This is a genomic window from Streptomyces sp. CC0208, assembly GCF_003443735.1.
Classification (GTDB): domain Bacteria; phylum Actinomycetota; class Actinomycetes; order Streptomycetales; family Streptomycetaceae; genus Streptomyces; species Streptomyces sviceus.
Genome location: NZ_CP031969.1, coordinates 2,757,396 through 2,774,493, shown reverse-complemented (window position 1 = coordinate 2,774,493; position 17,098 = coordinate 2,757,396). Strand labels below are relative to the sequence as shown.

General features: G+C 71.5%; 11 protein-coding genes. 4 read left to right on the top strand and 7 right to left on the bottom strand.

Annotation, left to right across the window (positions count from 1 at the left end):
- Window positions 1-21: 21 nt before the first annotated feature.
- The 5 genes from D1369_RS12420 to D1369_RS12400 all read right to left on the bottom strand — a co-directional run bounded on the left by D1369_RS12420 (window position 22) and on the right by D1369_RS12400 (window position 9,487).
- Window positions 22-2,067, bottom strand: a complete 2,046-nt coding sequence (locus tag D1369_RS12420; protein WP_037901474.1) for a M4 family metallopeptidase — start codon at window positions 2,065-2,067, stop codon at window positions 22-24.
- 254 nt (window positions 2,068-2,321) lie between these two features.
- Window positions 2,322-4,076, bottom strand: a complete 1,755-nt coding sequence (locus D1369_RS12415) for an ABC transporter ATP-binding protein (protein ID WP_007384807.1) — start codon at window positions 4,074-4,076, stop codon at window positions 2,322-2,324.
- Window positions 4,073-5,815, bottom strand: a complete 1,743-nt coding sequence (locus D1369_RS12410; protein WP_007384808.1) for an ABC transporter ATP-binding protein — start codon at window positions 5,813-5,815, stop codon at window positions 4,073-4,075. Before D1369_RS12410 ends, D1369_RS12415 begins: the two co-directional genes overlap by 4 nt.
- Window positions 5,816-5,843: 28 nt before the next feature.
- A complete protein-coding gene (locus D1369_RS12405; RefSeq protein ID WP_007384809.1) occupies window positions 5,844-7,706 on the bottom strand; it encodes an ABC transporter ATP-binding protein in 1,863 nt (620 codons plus the stop codon).
- A complete protein-coding gene (locus D1369_RS12400) occupies window positions 7,703-9,487 on the bottom strand; it encodes an ABC transporter ATP-binding protein (protein WP_007384810.1) in 1,785 nt (594 codons plus the stop codon). The genes D1369_RS12405 and D1369_RS12400 overlap by 4 nt, the downstream gene beginning before the upstream one ends.
- A gap of 205 nt (window positions 9,488-9,692) precedes the next feature.
- On the opposite strand from D1369_RS12400, the gene D1369_RS12395 reads away from it, so the two are divergent.
- From D1369_RS12395 to D1369_RS12380, 4 genes are read left to right on the top strand one after another with little or no spacing between them, the layout of a single operon-like run.
- Window positions 9,693-10,610, top strand: a complete 918-nt coding sequence (locus D1369_RS12395; protein WP_007384811.1) for an ABC transporter ATP-binding protein — start codon at window positions 9,693-9,695, stop codon at window positions 10,608-10,610.
- On the top strand, window positions 10,607-11,341 hold the full coding sequence (locus D1369_RS12390; protein ID WP_007384812.1) for an ABC transporter permease: 735 nt from the start codon (window positions 10,607-10,609) through the stop codon (window positions 11,339-11,341). Before D1369_RS12395 ends, D1369_RS12390 begins: the two co-directional genes overlap by 4 nt.
- 25 nt (window positions 11,342-11,366) lie before the next feature.
- On the top strand, window positions 11,367-12,611 hold the full coding sequence (locus D1369_RS12385; RefSeq protein ID WP_037901478.1) for a sensor histidine kinase: 1,245 nt from the start codon (window positions 11,367-11,369) through the stop codon (window positions 12,609-12,611).
- Complete coding sequence (locus D1369_RS12380; RefSeq protein ID WP_007384814.1) at window positions 12,601-13,239, top strand: response regulator transcription factor; 639 nt, start codon at window positions 12,601-12,603, stop codon at window positions 13,237-13,239. Before D1369_RS12385 ends, D1369_RS12380 begins: the two co-directional genes overlap by 11 nt.
- Here D1369_RS12380 and D1369_RS12375 read toward each other — a convergent pair.
- On the bottom strand, window positions 13,236-14,648 hold the full coding sequence (locus D1369_RS12375) for a sulfatase-like hydrolase/transferase (RefSeq protein WP_202477092.1): 1,413 nt from the start codon (window positions 14,646-14,648) through the stop codon (window positions 13,236-13,238). The two genes, D1369_RS12380 and D1369_RS12375, sit on opposite strands and share 4 nt — an antisense overlap.
- Window positions 14,649-14,718: 70 nt before the next feature.
- Window positions 14,719-16,965 carry a glycogen debranching protein GlgX gene (glgX, locus tag D1369_RS12370; RefSeq protein ID WP_037901481.1) on the bottom strand — a complete coding sequence of 749 codons (2,247 nt, stop codon included), beginning with the start codon at window positions 16,963-16,965 and terminating at the stop codon, window positions 14,719-14,721.
- Between the last annotated feature and the right edge of the window lie 133 nt (window positions 16,966-17,098).

The window sequence follows — 17,098 nt, the reverse complement described above, 5'->3', positions numbered from 1 at the left end:
CCCTGTCCGCGCGGGAGCGACCTACGGGAAGGTCAGCTTCCAGCCGTTGATGTAGCCGGTGTCCTGGGCCGCGTTGTCCTGGACCCGCAACTGCCAGGTCCCGTTGGCGACCTCGGAGGACGCGTTCACCGTGTACGTGGTGTTGAGGTTGTCGGTGCTGCCACCGGTGCCGTACGCCTTGAGCGTGTACGCCGTGCCGTCGGGGGCGATCAGCTGCACCCGGAGGTCACCGATGTAGGTGTGCACGATGTCGACCGAGACCGCGAGGTTCGAGGGCGCGTTGCCCGTACGCCCTGAGACGGTGATAGGCGAATTGACCGCCACCCCGTTGTCCGGAATCGATACGTCGGTGGTGGACTCGAACGAGGTGCCGCCACCACCGCCGCCGGGACGCGAGCCGACCGCCACGCCCGCCCAGGCGTTCGCCACGGCCGTGTACTCGGCGCTCGTCGTGCCGTACAGCTCACCGGCCGCCGCGAGGGTGCCGGTGCGGGCCGCCGCGTAGTTCGTCGTCGACGTGAACTTCGTGGTCAGCGCGCGGAACCAGATCTTCTCCGCCTTGTCCCGGCCGATACCAGTGACCGGAAGGCCGTCCGAGGTCGGGGAGTTGTAGGTGACACCGTTGATGGTCTTGGTGCCGCTGCCCTCCGACAGGAGGTAGAAGAAGTGGTTCGCGGGCCCGGACGAGTAGTGGACGTCCACCGACCCGATCCCCGAGTACCAACTGTCCTTGGACGCGCCGTCCTTGCTCGGCTTGTCCATGTACCGCAACGGGGTGCCGTCGCCGTTGATGTTGATCTTCTCGCCGATGAGGTAGTCACCGACGTCGGAGGAGTTGTTGGCGTAGAACTCCACGGCCGTGCCGAAGATGTCGGAGGTCGCCTCGTTCAGCCCGCCGGACTCACCCGAGTAGTTGAGCCCCGCGGTGTTCGACGTGACGCCGTGGGTCATCTCGTGACCGGCCACGTCGATCGCCGTCAACGGGTGGGTGTTGCCCGACCCGTCGCCGTACGTCATGCAGAAGCAGCTGTCGTCCCAGAACGCGTTGACGTAGTTGTTGCCGTAGTGGACGCGGGAGTACGCGCCGACCCCGTCACCGCGGATGCCCGAACGCCCCTGCACGTTCTTGTAGTAGTCCCAGGTGAGCGCGGCACCGTAGTGCGCGTCCGCGCCGGCCGTCTCCGCGTTGGAGGCGCTGCCGTTGCCCCAGACGTCGTCGGGCCCCGAGAAGAGGGTGCCGGTGCCGGAGGTGCCGTGGTTGAGGTTGTACGTCTTGTGGTTGCCGCGCGCCCCGTCGGTCAGGTTGTACGTCGACCCGGACTGCGTGGTGCCGAGGGTGACCGTGCCGCTGTACATGGTGTTGCCGGTGCCGGTCTCGATGCCCTGGTACTCGTACAGCTTCGCGCCGGTGGCGGCGTCGGTGATGACGTGCAACTGGTTCGGCGTGCCGTCCTCCTGGAGGCCGCCGACGACCGTCTCGTACGCCAGGGTCGGGGTGCCGTTGCCGGCCCAGATCACCTTGCGCGGGGCGCGGTCGGTGCCGGCCTTGTCGGCGCCGGCCGCCTGCGCTGCCTTGAGGGCCTGTGCCGACGCCTTGGCCGCGGACACCTTCGGCGTCACCGAGGCGACCTTGATGGTCTTGGTGGTCGCCTTGACGACGCCCTCGGTCGCGCCCGACTTCGTGGTCTCCACGACGAGGTCGCCGCCGAGGACGGGCAGGCCGTCGTAGGTGCGCTCGAAGCGGGTGTGCAGCGTGCCGTTGCCGTCCTTGACGACGTCACGGACGACCAGCTTCTCCTTGGCGCCGAGGCCGAGGTCCTTGGCGGTGTCCGCCTTGGTCGCGTTCGCCTCGCGGATCAGCGCGGCGCGCTGGGCGGGGGTGAGCTTGAGGGACTCGGCGCCCGGGAGCACCTTGCCCGCGGCCGACGGTGCCTTCGCCGGGGCTGCGGTGGCGGCGCCCGACTGGACGGCCGCGGCGATCAGGGCGGAGACACCGACCAGGGCCACGGCGGCGGCCTTGCGGTGCAGCGTGTGGGGGGCGCGTCTGTGGGAGGAACTGTCTCTCAACACTGACTCCTTCTGCGCGGCCGCGGATCGCGCGGCCAGGGGAGACCGGACGGTGGGTCGACCGTCCGGGCGGTACGCGGAACGAGGTGCAGGCGGCCGCGGATCAGAACACAGCGAGAAATCTGTGAGGTTGCTGTGAAGCGGCCGTGGGAAGAGTGGCACCGGAAAGCCCGTACTGTCAGGAGCGCGTCAGAAACTTGGCCGGAAACGGTCCGTTGTCCGGTAGTTCATGTTCGATATACGGTCCCGTCGGGTCAGCTGCCGCCCGGCCCCCCGTGCCACGACCCCCACAGCGCCGCGTACGCCCCGTCCGCCGCCACCAGTTCCTCGTGCGTGCCGAGTTCGGTCAGCAGGCCGTCCTCCATCACCGCCACCCGGTCGGCGTCGTGCGCGGTGTGCAGCCGGTGCGCGATCGCGATGACCGTGCGCCCTTCGAGTACGGCGCCCAGGGCGCGCTCGGTGTGCCGCGCGGTCGTGGGATCGAGGAGCGCGGTCGCCTCGTCGAGGATCAGAGTGTGCGGGTCCGCCAACACCACCCGGGCCAGGGCGAGTTGCTGCGCCTGTGAGCCGTCCGTACGGCAACCGTCCTCGCCGAGAGCGGTGTCGAGCCCCTCGGGCAGCTCCCGCACCCACCCGTCGGCTCCCACGGCGGCCAGGGCGGCCCACAACTCCTCGTCCCGGGCGCCGGGTTCGGCGATGAGGAGGTTGTCGCGGACCGTGCCCAGGAAGACGTGGTGCTCCTGGGTGACCAGGACGACCTGGCGGCGCAGCTGCTCGGGATCCAGGCCGACGACCGGGACCCCGCCCACGGTCACCGATCCGGAGGTCGGCGCGTCGACGCCCGCGAGCAGCCTGCTCAGAGTGGTCTTCCCGGCGCCGGACGGCCCGACCACCGCGAGCCGTTCGCCGGGGCGCACGGTCAGGTCGACGCCGTGCAGGACCTCGATCCCGCGGCCGTAGGAGTAGCGGACGTCGGTGACGTCGATGCGGTCGCCGTCGGGGGTGGGGGAGTCCCCGGAGTCGGTGCGCGGAGCCTCGGCGAGGCCTTCCACCCGGGCGAACGAGGCGCCGCTCGACTGGAGTTGTTCGACCCGTACGAGGATCTGGTCGAGCGGATTGACCAGTTGCTGCAGATAAAGGGCGGCCGCCACGACCGAGCCCAGGCTCATCAGTCCCCGCGCGTGCAGCATCCCGCCGACCAGGAGCACACCGGCCACGGGCAGGATGTACGCCACCTCCACCACGGGGAAGAACACACTGCGCAGGTACAGGGTGTAGAGGCGGGTGCGGCGAGCCGTGTCGAGGGCCTCCCGGCTCGCCCGGACGCGCCGCTCCTGCAGCCGCAGCGCCTCGACCGTGCGAGCACCGGACGCGGTGGCCGCCAGGATCTCGGCGACGTCGGAGGTGGCCTCGCCCTCCGCCAGGTAGCCGTCCCTCGCCCGGCGCAGATACCAGCGCAGGACGAACCAGATGGGCAGCAGTCCGAACACGCCGACCGCGCCGAGCAGCGGGTCCAGGACGAAGACCGCGGCGAGCAGGAACAGGAACTGCACGGAGTTGATGAGCAGTTCGGGACCCGCGTCGCGGAGCGTGGTGCCGACGGTGGCGACATCGGCGGTACCGCGGGCGGTGAGGTCACCGGTGCCCGCGCGTTCCACGACGGAGGCGGGCAGGGCGAGCGTGCGCTCCACGAACTCCTCGCGGACGCGCGCGAGGGTGCGTTCACCGAAGCGGTGGCCGACGTAGCGGGCCCAGCGGGCGAGGAGGAGCTGGGTGCTCGCGCACCCCACGAGGACGAGGGAGAGCCGGTCCACCGCGGCCACGCCCGCACCGGCGCGCACCTCGTCGATGATCCGGCCGAGCAGCCACGGGCCGGCGAGGCCGGTGAGGGCGGCGGCCGCGTTCAGGGCGAGTACGGCGGTGAAGGCGCGGGCGTCCTTGCGGATCAGGCGGACCGCGGCCTGCCGGACGGCGGCCTGGTCGGCGACCGGGAGGTGGCCCTTGCTCACTTCATGACCTCCACGTCTCGGGCGACCAGGGCCCGGTATCCCGGTTCCTCGGTGAGGAGTCGCTGGTGGGTTCCGGTCGCCGCGAGCTTGCCGTCGACCAGGTAGAGGACGGTGTCGGCGTGGTCCAGTACCAGGGGGGAGGTGGTGGTGACGGCTGTGGTGCGGCCGTCTCTCGCCGCGCGTAGGCGTTCGGCCACGAGGGCCTCTGTGTGAGCGTCCAGGGCGGAGGTGGGTTCTATGGCGAGGAGGACGTCCGGGTCGGCGAGAAGGGCTCTTGCAAGTCGGATGCGCTGGCGCTGGCCGCCGGAGAGGTTACGGGCCTGGGCGTCGATGGGGGAGTCGAGGCCGTCCGGGAGACCTTGCACGATGTCGTCTGCCACGGCCGCGTGCAGGGCGGCTGCGAGTTCGTTGTGGCTGGTCGCGCCCTGCGGCGGAGCCGCATGTTGATACAGCCCCGCGCCCCTTTGGGGCGCGACCATCTCACGTAGATCGCCTGCGAACAGGTCCGCCTCGTGGTCCGCTATCAGGATGTGCTCTCTGATCTGGGGCAGCCTGATCTCGTCCAGCGGGACGCCGGCCCAGGTCGCCCCCGACGGGGTGTAGCGGGCCAAGCGGTCCAGGACCGTTGCCGAATCCGCCGGGTGCGCCGAGGCCAGTGCCGTCAGGCGGCCCGGGAGGATGCTCACCCCCGACTCCGGGTCGTGCAGGACCGACGGTTCCGCCGGGGCATCCCTCGTGCCCCGGTCCTCCAGCGGCTCCAGCCGCAGGAACCGCACCACCCGCCTCGCCGCCACCACCCCCCGGCTCAGTTGGTACCCGCACTCCACCCAGAACGCCACCGGCCCCACGAGGACCGCGACATAGCCGTACACCGCCACCAACTCGCCCACCGTGATGTCCCCTTCGGCGGCCAGGCGGGCCGCCAGCCAGGTGACGACGGCGAGGAACAGGGTGGGCAGGCCGACGCCGAGGGCCTGCACCCAGCTGGTGACCGCGCCGACCCGGTAGCCCTGGGCCCGCAGGCGTTGGGAGTCGCGGTGAAAGGCGTCGGCGACCAGGCTCTTGCCGCCGAGGCCGTTGAGGACGCGCAGGCCGCCCGCGAGGTCGGCGATACGGGCGGTGAGGACGCCCTGGCGGTCGCGGTACTCCGTCTCGGTGCCCTGGAGGCGGGACAGGAAGGGGCCCACGAGCACGACGATCGCCGGGATGCCGAGGAGGACGACGGCAGCGAGGACCGGGGAGACCGACACCAGCAGGGCGGCGACCGTCAGGTAGGCGACACACGCGCCCACGCCCGGGCCGACGACGGTCAGGGCGCCGGCGATCGTCTGCACGTCGCCCACGCCGATCGTGACGACCTCCCCGGCCCCGGTGCGGCGCGAGAGGGCGGCGCCGAGACGGACCGCCTGTCCGACGACCACCTTGACCGTGCGGAAGTTGGCGTCCATCCGCACCCGGGTCATCGTGCGGTGCCGCATGATGCTCAGCCAGGCGTTGAACGAACCGACCACGAACAGCGCGCAGCTCCAGCCGGCCAGCGCCGCCCAGTCGCCCGGCTCCAGGCCCTCGTCGATCGCCTTCGCCATCAGATACGGCGTCGCCGCCAGCAGCACCATCCAGGAACTGCCCAGCAGCGCCCCGGCCACGGACCGCCCCGGCTGGCAGCGCACCAGCCACCACAGATACCGCCAGCCGCCCCGGACATCGGGCGTGCCGGGATCCTCGTACGCGTCGATCACACATCCCCCTGGTCGTACATGTGGCGGCTCACGCCAGACTGTCCCGCCACGCCCGGTGCAGATCGGCGAACCGGCCCGTGCCCGCGACGAGTTCGGCGGGTGTGCCGTCCTCGACGATTCTGCCGTGCTCCATGACGAGGACCCGGTCGGCGATCTCCACGGTCGACAGCCGGTGCGCGATCACCACGGCGGTTCGGCCCTTCAGGACCGTCGCCATCGCGCGCTGCACGGCTCGCTCGCCCGGTACGTCGAGCGAGCTGGTCGCCTCGTCCAGGATCAGCACCGCCGGATCGGCGAGCAACGCCCGCGCGAACGCCACGAGTTGGCGCTGCCCTGCCGAGATACGGCCACCCCGCTTGCGAACGTCCGTGTCGTACCCGTCGGGCAGCGCGCTGATGAAGTCATGCGCCCCGATCGCCTTCGCGGCCCGCTCGATCTCCTCGCGGCCGGCGTCCGGGCGGCCGATCGCGATGTTCTCGGCGACCGTGCCGGAGAACAGGAACGCCTCCTGCGTCACCATGACCACCCCGCGCCGCAGTTCGGGCATCGCCAGCTCGCGCAGGTCGACGCCGTCGAGCAGGATCCGCCCGTGGGAGGGGTCGTAGAAGCGGGCCAGCAGCTTCGCCAGAGTCGACTTGCCGGCGCCGGTCGAGCCGACCACCGCGACGGTCTGCCCGGCGGGCAGGGTGAGGTCGAACCGGGGGAGCACCTCGCCACCGGTGCGGTAGCCGAACGAGACACCCTCGAAGACGACCTCACGGCCGGGACGGTCCGAGGTCTCGAGCACCGGGAGCTGCCTGGGCGTGGACGGCTCGGGCACGGTCGGGGTCTGGGCGAGCAGGCCCGCGATCTTCTCCAGGGAGGCGGCCGCCGACTGGTAGGAGTTCAGGAACATCCCGAGCCGGTCGATCGGGTCGTACAGCCTGCGCAGATACAGCACCGCGGCGGCCAGCACACCCAGCTCCAGGGAGTCCTGCGCCACCCGGTAGGCGCCCCACAGCACGATCCCCGCGACGGCCGTGTTGGCGACCAGCCGGGACCCGACGACATAGCGGGCCATCTCGAGGAGCGCGTCGCCGTTCACCCGCTCGTGCCGCTTGTTCAGTACGGCGAAGTCGGCGTCGTTGGCGGCCTCGCGGCGGAACGTGCGCACCGGCCGGATGCCGTTCATCGTCTCCACGAACTTCACGATCACGGCGGCGATCGCGGTCGAGCGCTTCTGGTACACCCGGCCCGCGCGCTGCCGGTAGACCCGCACGAGCAGGTACAGCGGCACGAAGGACGCCACCGCGACCGCGCCGAGACCGAGGTCCAGCCAGAGCAGCAGGGCGGAGATGTAGAGGAAGGACAGGATGACGGTGACGAGTTCCTGAAGACCCTCGCTGAGCAGCTCGCGCAGCGATTCCACGTCCGTCGTCGAACGGGAGATCAGCCGGCCCGAGGTGTAGCGCTCGTGGAAGTCGATGCTCAGCGCCTGGGCGTGCCGGAAGATCCGGCCGCGCAGGTCGAGCAGCACGTCCTGGTTGACGCGCGCGGAGGCCAGGATGAACGCGTACTGGAGCCCGCCGGAGGCCAGCGAGCACAGCAGATAGCCGGCGCCGACCGCGATCAGCGGGCCGTTGTCGTGGTCCCGGAACGCGGGCACCGCGCGGTCGATGGCGTACGCCACCAGCAGCGGACCCGCCTGCACGGCCGCCTGCTGGAGCAGCAGCAGAAGGGTCGTCACGGCGACCCGCGCCTTCATGGGCGCGAGCAGTGAGCGCAGCAGGAGAGCGGTGGCGCCCGGGGGAGCGGGCAGGCGGTCGTGGTCGAAGGCGTCGTCGGTGTCCTTCGGCCCGGGCGGGCCGGGCTCCTGGTCCGCGGTGGGCGCGGACGTCGTGGGGGCCGTCATCGGGTGTCCTCCTCTTCTCCGGAATCCCCGGACCCGGACATCAGATGGGCGTACTCGGCGTTCGTGCGCAGGAGTTCGTGATGGGTGCCCACGGCCGTGATCCGGCCGCCCGACAACAGGGCGACCCGGTCGGCGAGCTGCACGGTGGAGGGGCGGTGGGCGACGATCAGTGCCGTGGTGTCCGCCAGCACGTCCCGCAGGGCCGCCTCCACCGCGGCCTCCGTGTGGACGTCCAGGGCGGACAGCGGGTCGTCCAGGACGAGGAACCTCGGTCTGCCCACGACGGCTCGGGCGAGGGCCAGGCGCTGGCGCTGGCCGCCGGAGAGGCTGAGGCCCTGTTCGCCGACCTGGGTCCCGGTGCCGTGGGGAAGGGCGTGCACGAAGTCGGCCTGGGCCACGGACAGGGCGCGGTCCAGTTCCCGTTCGTCCGCGCCCATCAGGACGTTCTCGCCGACGCCGGCGGAGAAGAGGGTGGGGTCCTCGAAGGCCACGGCGACCTTTGAGCGCAGCTCTTCCCTGGGCATGGCGGTGATGTCCTCGCCGTCCAGGGTGATGCGGCCGGAGGTGAGCTCGTGGAGGCGGGGCACGAGCGCGGTGAGGGTGGTCTTGCCGCTGCCCGTCGCGCCGACCAGGGCCATGGACTCGCCCGGGCGGATGTGGAGGTCGATCAGGTCGAGGACGGGCGGCGAGTCCTCGGGGGCGTCGGGGTAGCGGAAACGGACGTCGTGGAACCGGAGGCCGTCCGCCGGCCGGTGCGGGCCTGCCGCGCGACTTGAGCAGGTCTCCTGTTCCGGTACTTCGTCCATCGCCTCGAAATAGCGCTCCGTCGCCGTCGCCGCCTCCTGGCTCATCGCCAGCAGGAAGCCGATCGAGTCCACCGGCCACCTCAGGGCCAGCGCGGTGGAGAGAAACGCCACCAACGTCCCCGCCGACAACTCCCCGTCCGCCACCTGTACGCAGCCCAGCACCAGCGCCGCTCCGATCGCCACCTCCGGCAGGGTCACGATGACGCCCCAGATCGTGGCCAGGAGGCGGGCCTTGTGCAGTTCCGTGCCGCGCAGGGTGCCCGAGAGTTCCCGGAACGCCCGCGCCTGCGACCGGTGGCGCCCGAACCCCTTGATGATGCGGATGCCGAGCACGCTCTCCTCGACGACCGTCGTGAGGTCGCCGACCTGGTCCTGGGCGAGGCGGGCCACACCGGCGTACCGCTTCTCGAAGATCACACAGGTGACGACGACCGGGATCGCGGGGCCGAGGATCACCAGGCCGAGCGCCCAGTCCTGGAGCAGCATGATGATCACGCCGACGAGGATCGTCACGCCGTTGACCAGCAGGAAGGTCAGCGGGAAGGCGAGGAACATGCGCAGCAGCATGAGGTCCGTGGTGGCCCGGGACAGCAACTGGCCGGACGCCCAGCGGTCGTGGAAGGCCACCGGGAGGCGCTGGAGGTGCCGGTACAGGCCCGCCCGCATCTCCGCCTCGACATGGGAGAGCGGCCGCGCCACCAGCCACCGCCGCAGCCCGAACAGCAGTGCCTCCGCGAACCCGAGCAGCAGCAGGTACAGCGCGCCGAGCCATACGCCCGCCGTGTCTCCGTCGGCGACCGGCCCGTCCACCATCCACTTCAGGACGAGTGGGATCACCAGCCCCGTACAGGAGGCGAGGACGGCCACGGACGCGGCCGTGAACAGCCGCGCGCGGACCGGCCGGACATACGGCCACAGGCGCAGCAGGCTCTTCACGGCCGATCGGTTCTTGGTGGTTGCATGTGTCGTGGACATCAGCTGCGAGCCTACGGATCGGCACTGACAACGCCCACCGAGTTTTGGCCGGACCCGAATCGGCCGCTGGACCTACGACCTGCATGTTCGAGGGGCCGTACCGGACGAGCCGAGGGGTCGTACCGCCGCATCCACCGATCGGCTGATGCCGGGTCGAGCGCGACGGGCGATGTGGCGGCGGGGCCCGGACCGGGACGCTGATGCCATGTCCGTCATCGAAGTCAGCGAACTGCGCAAGTTCTACGGCGGCCGGGCCGTCGTCGACGGTGTCTCCTTCGCCGTCGAGGAGGGCGAGATTTTTGGAATTCTTGGCCCGAACGGCGCCGGGAAGACCACCACCGTCGAGTGCGTCGAGGGTCTGCGGATTCCCGACGCGGGCCGGGTCCGGGTCACCGGCCTCGACCCCGTCGCCGACCACGCGCGCGTGGCCCGGATCCTCGGCGCCCAGCTCCAGGAGAGCGAACTCCAGGCCAAACTCACCGTCGGCGAGGCGCTCGAGCTCTACTCGACGTTCTACGAGCGCCCCCTCGACTGGCGGCCCCTCGCCGAGCGCCTCGGGCTCACCCAGAAGCTCACCACCCGGTTCGGCAAGCTCTCCGGCGGCCAGAAGCAGCGCCTGTTCATCGCGCTCGCCCTCGTCGGCAACCCCCGGGTCGTCGTCCTGGACGAGCTCACCACCGGTCTCGATCCGCGGGCCCGCCGCGACACCTGGGAGCTCATCGAGGACGTCCGCGCGGGCGGCGTCACCGTCCTGCTCGTCACCCACTTCATGGAGGAGGCGCAGCGGCTCTGCGACCGGATCGCCGTGATCGACAAGGGCCGGGTCGCCGCCCTGGACACCCCGGCCGGGCTCATCCGGCGTTCGGCGGGCGCCACCGTCATCAGCTTCACGCCGTCCGCCCCGCTCGACGCGCACGAGCTGAACGCGCTGCCCGCCCTCGCCTCGATCGAGGACCGGGACGGTCGTCTCACCCTGTCCGGTACCGACGAGACCGTGAACGCCGTGATCACCCTGCTCGCCCGCCGGCACGTCACCGCCCACCAGCTCCGCGTCGTCGACGCCACCCTCGACGACGCGTTCCTCGACCTCACGAAGACCGACACCCAGGAGGCCACGGCATGAACACCGCCGTACTGCGGACCGAGGTCCGCCTCTTCCGCCGCGAACCCGGCGCCCTGTTCTGGATCCTGCTGTTCCCGACCCTGCTCCTGGTGATCCTCGGCTCGATCCCGTCCTTCCGGGACCACGACGCCGACCTCGGCGGCCTCAGGACCATCGACGTCTACGTCCCCGTGGCCGTGCTGCTCGGCATGATCGTCGGCGGCCTCCAGTCCATGCCGCAGACCCTCACCGGCTACCGCGAACGCGGCATCCTGCGCCGCATGTCCACCACCCCGGTCCGCCCCACCGCCCTGCTCACCGCGCAGATGACCGTCTACGGCGGCGCCGCCCTGGCGTCCGCGCTGCTCGCCCTCCTCGTCGGCCGGTTCGCCTTCGCCGTACGACTGCCCGAACAGCCCCTCGGATACGTGCTCGCGCTGGTCCTGGCCGTCCTGGCCGCCCTCGCGCTCGGCGCGGTGGTCTCCGCGCTGTCCCGGACCACGAAGATCGCCGGTGCCATCGGGTCCGCCGTGTTCTTCCCGGCGATGTTCTGCGCGGGGGTGTGGGCGCCGGTGCAGACCATGCCGGACGTGCTCGCCCGGATCGTCGGGTACACGCCGTTCGGCGCGGCCGCCGAGGCCCTGAACCGGGCCGCGTCCGGCGACTGGCCCGGCTGGACCCACCTGGCCGTCCTCGTCGTCTGGACGGTGCTGCTCACGGCCGCCGCGTCGCGCTGGTTCCGGTGGGAGTGAGGAACGGGCCGTGCAGACTGGGCAGATGAACGCGTCGGACGCCAGGATCGACAGGTACTGGGAGCGGCTGCACGTCTGGGGGCCGTACGGACTGCTCGGCACGGGCCTCGTCCTCGCGGTCGTCTCCGCGGGCATCATGGACGGCCCCGTCGACTGGTATCTCATCGGGGCCCTGGTCGGCGCCGCTCTCCTGCTCCAGACGTGGTGGCAGGGCACCCGGCACCGCCGCGTCCGCCGCGGCCGCAGCCCCTCCGCGGCCGGGACCGTCTACTACTGCGCCCGCTGGGCGATCGCCTTCCTCCTCACCTGGCTCAACCCGTTCTTCGCGTTCTTCGCGGCCAGCGGCTACATGGACGCCGACGAGCTGATCCCGGGCCGGTGGCGGCGGCTCGGGCTGTTCGCCAGCGCGGTCACCGTGGCGGGCGCGCAGGCCGGCGGACTGATGCCGGAAGGCATCGCCCAGTGGCTCGGGTTCGCCGCGCTCCTGGCCGCCAACTTCGGCCTCCAGTCGGTGGTCGCCCACATCACCGAGCAGGAGGAGCAGCGCTCACGCGAGCGCACCTCGACCATCGAGGCCCTGCAACAGGCGCTCGACGAGAACGCCGCCCTTCACGCCCAACTCCTCGTCCAGGCAAGGGAAGCGGGCGTCGCCGACGAGCGCCGGCGGCTGGCCGCCGAGATCCACGACACCCTCGCCCAGGGCCTGACCGGGATCATCGCCCAGCTCCAGGTCGTCGTGAACACCCCCGACCAGGCACAGGCCCGCGAGCACGTCCACCGGGCCATGGACCTCGCCCGCCACAGCCTGGGCGAGGCCCGCCGCTCGGTGCACAACCTCGCTCCGGTCGCCCTGGACGACGCCGGACTTCCCGAAGCCTTGAAGCAGACCGTCGCCGACTGGGGCGAACGCACCGGCGTGCGCGCCGAGTTCACGGTCACCGGCATCGCTCAGCAGCTCCACGACGAGATCGCGGCCACCCTCCTGCGCATCGCCCAGGAAGCCCTCTCCAACGCCTCCCGGCACGCCCGGGCGGGCCGCCTAGGGGTCACCCTGACCTTCCTGGACGAGGAGGTCATCCTCGACATCCGCGACGACGGCGTCGGCTTCGACCCCCTCGCCCTCCCGCCCCGCACCCGCACCGGCGGCTTCGGCCTCGACGGCATGCGGGCCCGCGCCGAACGCGTCGCGGGGTCCCTGACCGTCGAGTCCGAACCGGGGCACGGCACCGCCCTGTCGGCTCGCGTACCGTTGGTCCGCCATGACCAGTGACATCTCGGTGCTGATCGTCGACGACCACCCCGTCGTACGGGACGGTCTGCGCGGTATGTTCGCGTCCGCGCCCGGATTCGCCGTCGTCGGCGAGGCGTCCAACGGCGTCGAGGCCGTCGAGCGGGCCGCCGTGCTCGACCCGGACGTGATCCTGATGGACCTGCGGATGCCGGGAGGGGGCGGGGTGGACGCCATCCGCGAGCTGACCCGCGCCCGGGCCCGCGCGAAGGTCCTCGTCCTGACGACGTACGACACCGACTCCGACACCCTGCCCGCCATCGAGGCGGGAGCCACCGGCTACCTCCTCAAGGACGCCCCGCGCGACGAGCTGTTCACCGCCGTGCGGGCCGCGGCGCAGGGCCGTACCGTCCTGTCCCCGGCCGTCGCCTCCCGTCTGGTCTCCGCGGTCCGCGCTCCCGGGGCACCCGGCAACGAGACCCTCTCCGCCCGCGAGCGCGAGGTGCTGGCCCTGGTCGCCAAGGGCACGTCCAACCGCGAGATCGCCCGCGAGCTGTTCATCAGCGAGGCGACCGTGAAGACCCATCTCACCCACCTGTACGCCAAGTTGGGCGTCAAGGACCGCGCGGCGGCGGTCGCGACGGCGTACGAGCGGGGGATCCTCGGCTAACCGGGATATGGCAGCAGTCCGGCGGCGGTCCGCTCCCAGGCGGCCTTCAGCTCGGCGAGCAGGTCCGGCTCGTCGGGAGCCAGGTCGGCCTGTTCGCGCAGGTCGGCGCCGAGGTCGTAGAGGTGGTCCTTGCCGGCCGCGTCCTGGTAGTACTTCCACCTCCCGCGCCGCAGGGCCCGGTTGGCCCGCACCCGCCAGAACAGGTCCCGCTCCGGCAGCCGTTCGCCCCGCAGCAGGTACCCGGCCAGGCTCGTGCCGTCCAGCGGGTAGGCCGGATCGGGTCGCGCACCGGCCACGTCCAGGAAGGTCGCCGTCCAGTCGGGGGAGAAGTTCGGCTCGTGGCTCACCTGGTGGCCGTCGATCCGGTGCGGCCAGCGCACGATCGTCGGGACGCGGATGCCGCCCTCCTGGAGCACGAACTTCTCACCGCTGAGCGGCCACAGGTACGACCAGCGCTCGCCGCCGTTGTCGCTGGCGAAGTACACCAGCGTGTGCTCCTCCTGCCCGGAGCGGCGCAGGGCCGCGAGCACCTCGCCGACGGCCGCGTCCAGGCTCTGCACCATCTCCGTGTACTTGGCGACCGAACCGCCGTCGTAGTGGTTGAGCGCGGCCGAGACCTCCGCCTGGCTCTTCGCGTTACGGATCTTCTCGGCGATCTCCGCGCCGGTCTCCTCGTCGCCCTCCGCGAGCCACGGCCAGTGCGGGGTGGTGAAGTTGAGGTTGAGCAGCCACGGCCTGTCGTGGTCGCGGCTCACGTACTCCACGGCCCGTTCGGTGAGGACGGTCGTGTAGTAGCGCAGGTCCTGGTACTCGGCGTCGCCTTCGTAGAGGTCGTGGTCACCGAGCTGGCCGAGCTTGGAGAAGTACTCAAGGACGCCCCCGTGGTTGCCGAAGAACTCGTCCCAGCCGGACTTGGTGGGGCTGTAGTCGGGCAGCCAGCCGCAGTGCCACTTGCCGATGAGGGCGGTGGCGTAGCCGGCCTTCCTCAGCAGCGAGGCGAGGGTCGGGTGGTTCGGGTCGAGCCCCTGCGTCCGGTTGGCGATCGGCTCGGCGAGGCCGCCCTTCGTACGGCCCGGATACCGTCCGGTGTACAGGCTGAACCGCGTCGGGGAGCAGGTCGAGGACCCCGAGTACGCGTCGGTGAACCGCACGCCCTGCCGGGCCAGCCGGTCCAGGTTCGGCGTCCTGATGTGCGGGGCGCCGTACGACGACAGGTCGGCCCAGCCGAGGTCGTCACCGAGGATGACCAGGAGATTGGGGCGTCTGCCCGCGGAGCCCCCGGTCCGGGCCCTGAAGGGACGTTCGGCGGGAGCTTGAGCGGCTTCGGCGGCGGTCGTCGTGGCGGCGACGGCGGTCACGGCACCGCCGCCGACGAGACCGCCGAAGGCACGGCGGGAGATCTCGGGCATGTGATCGAGTCTGGTCAGCGGATCGGCGCCCTGGCCAGCGATCACCTGGGCTGTTCACGGGACTGCAATCTCACCCCGCCACCCGCAGCAGCAGCACCGCCCGCGCCGGCACCGTGATCGACGCCCCGGCCCGGTGTACCACCCCCGGCGCCTCGCCCTGCTCCTCCCTCGACGTGTCGACGACCACCTCGTAGCGCTCCGCCCACGGCGGCCCCGGCAGCAGGAAGCTCGCCGGGCGGTCCCCGGCGTGCAGGACGGCGAGGAAGCTGTCGTCGACGATCGGCGCGCCGCGTTCGTCCCGGCCGGGGATGTCCCGCCCCGACAGGTACATGCCGAGCGAGGCCGCCGGCGCGTACCAGTCCCGTTCGGTCATCTCCGTGCCGCGGGCCGTGAACCAGGCCAGGTCCCGCAGCCCGTCCGCCGAGTGCGCCCGCCCCGAGAAGAACGCCCGGCGCCTGAGCACCGGATGCCGGTGGCGCAGGTCGATCAGACGGGCGGTGAGGTCGAACAGGGCCTTCCAGCCGGGGTCCTCCAGCAGTCCCCAGTCCACCCAGCTGATCTCGTTGTCCTGGCAGTAGGCGTTGTTGTTGCCGCGCTGGGTACGGCCCAGTTCGTCGCCCGCGACCAGCATCGGCACGCCCGTCGACAGCAGCAGTGTGGTGAGCAGGTTCCGCAACTGCCGCCGCCTGAGCGCCCGTACCCGCTCGTCGTCCGTCTCCCCCTCCGTCCCGCAGTTCCAGGCCCGGTTGTCGTCCGTGCCGTCCCGGTTGCCCTCGCCGTTCGCCTCGTTGTGCTTCCTCTCGTACGACACCAGGTCCCGCAGGGTGAAACCGTCGTGCGCGGTGATGAAGTTGACCGAGGCGTACGGGCGCCGCCCGCCCCACGCGTACAGGTCGCTGGAGCCGGACAGCCGGTAGCCGAGGTCCCGCACGTCCGGGAGCGCGCCCCGCCAGAAGTCGCGCACGGCGTTGCGGTAGCGGTCGTTCCACTCCGTCCACAGGGGCGGGAAGGCGCCCACCTGATAGCCCCCGGAGCCCACGTCCCAGGGCTCGGCGATCAGCTTCACGCGCCTGAGCACCGGGTCCTGGGCGATGACCGCGAGGAACGGGGACAGCATGTCGACGTCGTGCATGGAACGGGCCAGCGCCGCGGCCAGGTCGAAGCGGAAGCCGTCCACACCCATCTCCGTCACCCAGTAGCGCAGGGAGTCGGTGATCAGCCGCAGGACATGCGGCTGGACCACGTGCAGGGTGTTGCCGCAGCCCGTGTAGTCCGCGTAGCGCCGGGCGTCGGACTGCAACCGGTAGTACCCGCGGTTGTCGATGCCCTTGAGCGACAGCGTGGGGCCCAGCTCGCCCGCCTCCGCCGTGTGGTTGTAGACCACGTCGAGGATGACCTCGATCCCCGCGGCGTGCAGCGCGCGCACCATGCGCTTGAACTCGCCGACCTGCTGGCCCGTCGTACCGGAGGCGGCGTAGGCCGCGTGCGGCGCGAAGTAGCCGATGGAGTTGTAGCCCCAGTAGTTCTTGAGACCGCGCCGCAGCAGATGGTCCTCGTGCGCGAACTGGTGGACGGGGAGCAGCTCCACGGCCGTGACCCCCAGCTTCACGAGGTGCTCGATCGCGGCGGGGTGCGCCAGCCCGGCGTACGTCCCGCGCAGTTCCTCGGGGATGCCGGGGTGCAGCGCGGTGAACCCCCGCACATGGACCTCGTAGATCACCGAGTCCGCCCACGGCGTCTTCGGCCTCCGGTCCTCCATCCATTCGTCGTCGGTGGCGTCATCGTGGACGACCACGCCCTTCGGGACGTACGGCGCCGAGTCGCGGTCGTCCCGTACGGTGTCCGCGACCTGCTGCTCGGGCCAGTCGCGGACATGGCCGTACACCTCTGGCGGCAGGCTGAAGTCGCCGTCGACCGCGCGGGCGTACGGGTCCAGGAGGAGCTTCGCCGGGTTCCAGCGGCCGCCGGTCCACGGGTCCCAGCGGCCGTGCACCCGGAAGCCGTAGCGCTGACCGGGCATGACGCCGGGCACGAAGCCGTGCCAGATCTCGTGCGTGAGCTCGGTGAGCCGGGCCCGGGTCTCCTTGCCGTGCGCGTCGAACAGACACAGCTCGACCGCTTCGGCACCGCCCGCCCACAGGGCGAAGTTGGTCCCCGCCACTCCGTCCGGGCCGACCCGGAACCGGGCGCCCAAGGGCGTCGGCGCACCGGGCCACACCGGCACGGCCGGTACCGCCCGCCGCTCGCCGTTCACCAGCGCGGCGGGGCGCTCCTCGGCGGCTTCCGTCACCGCCTCCTGCTCGGCTGCGCTGGACACCGGTCGGCCTCCCACGGCTCGTGGAACGAGGTGGAAACGAGCGCACGGCGTCCCGTCCGCGGCACCCTCTCACGTCGTTCTCCCCACTGTTCTGCCCACCGCTTGCCTCGCACTCACGTTTCACCGCGCTTGC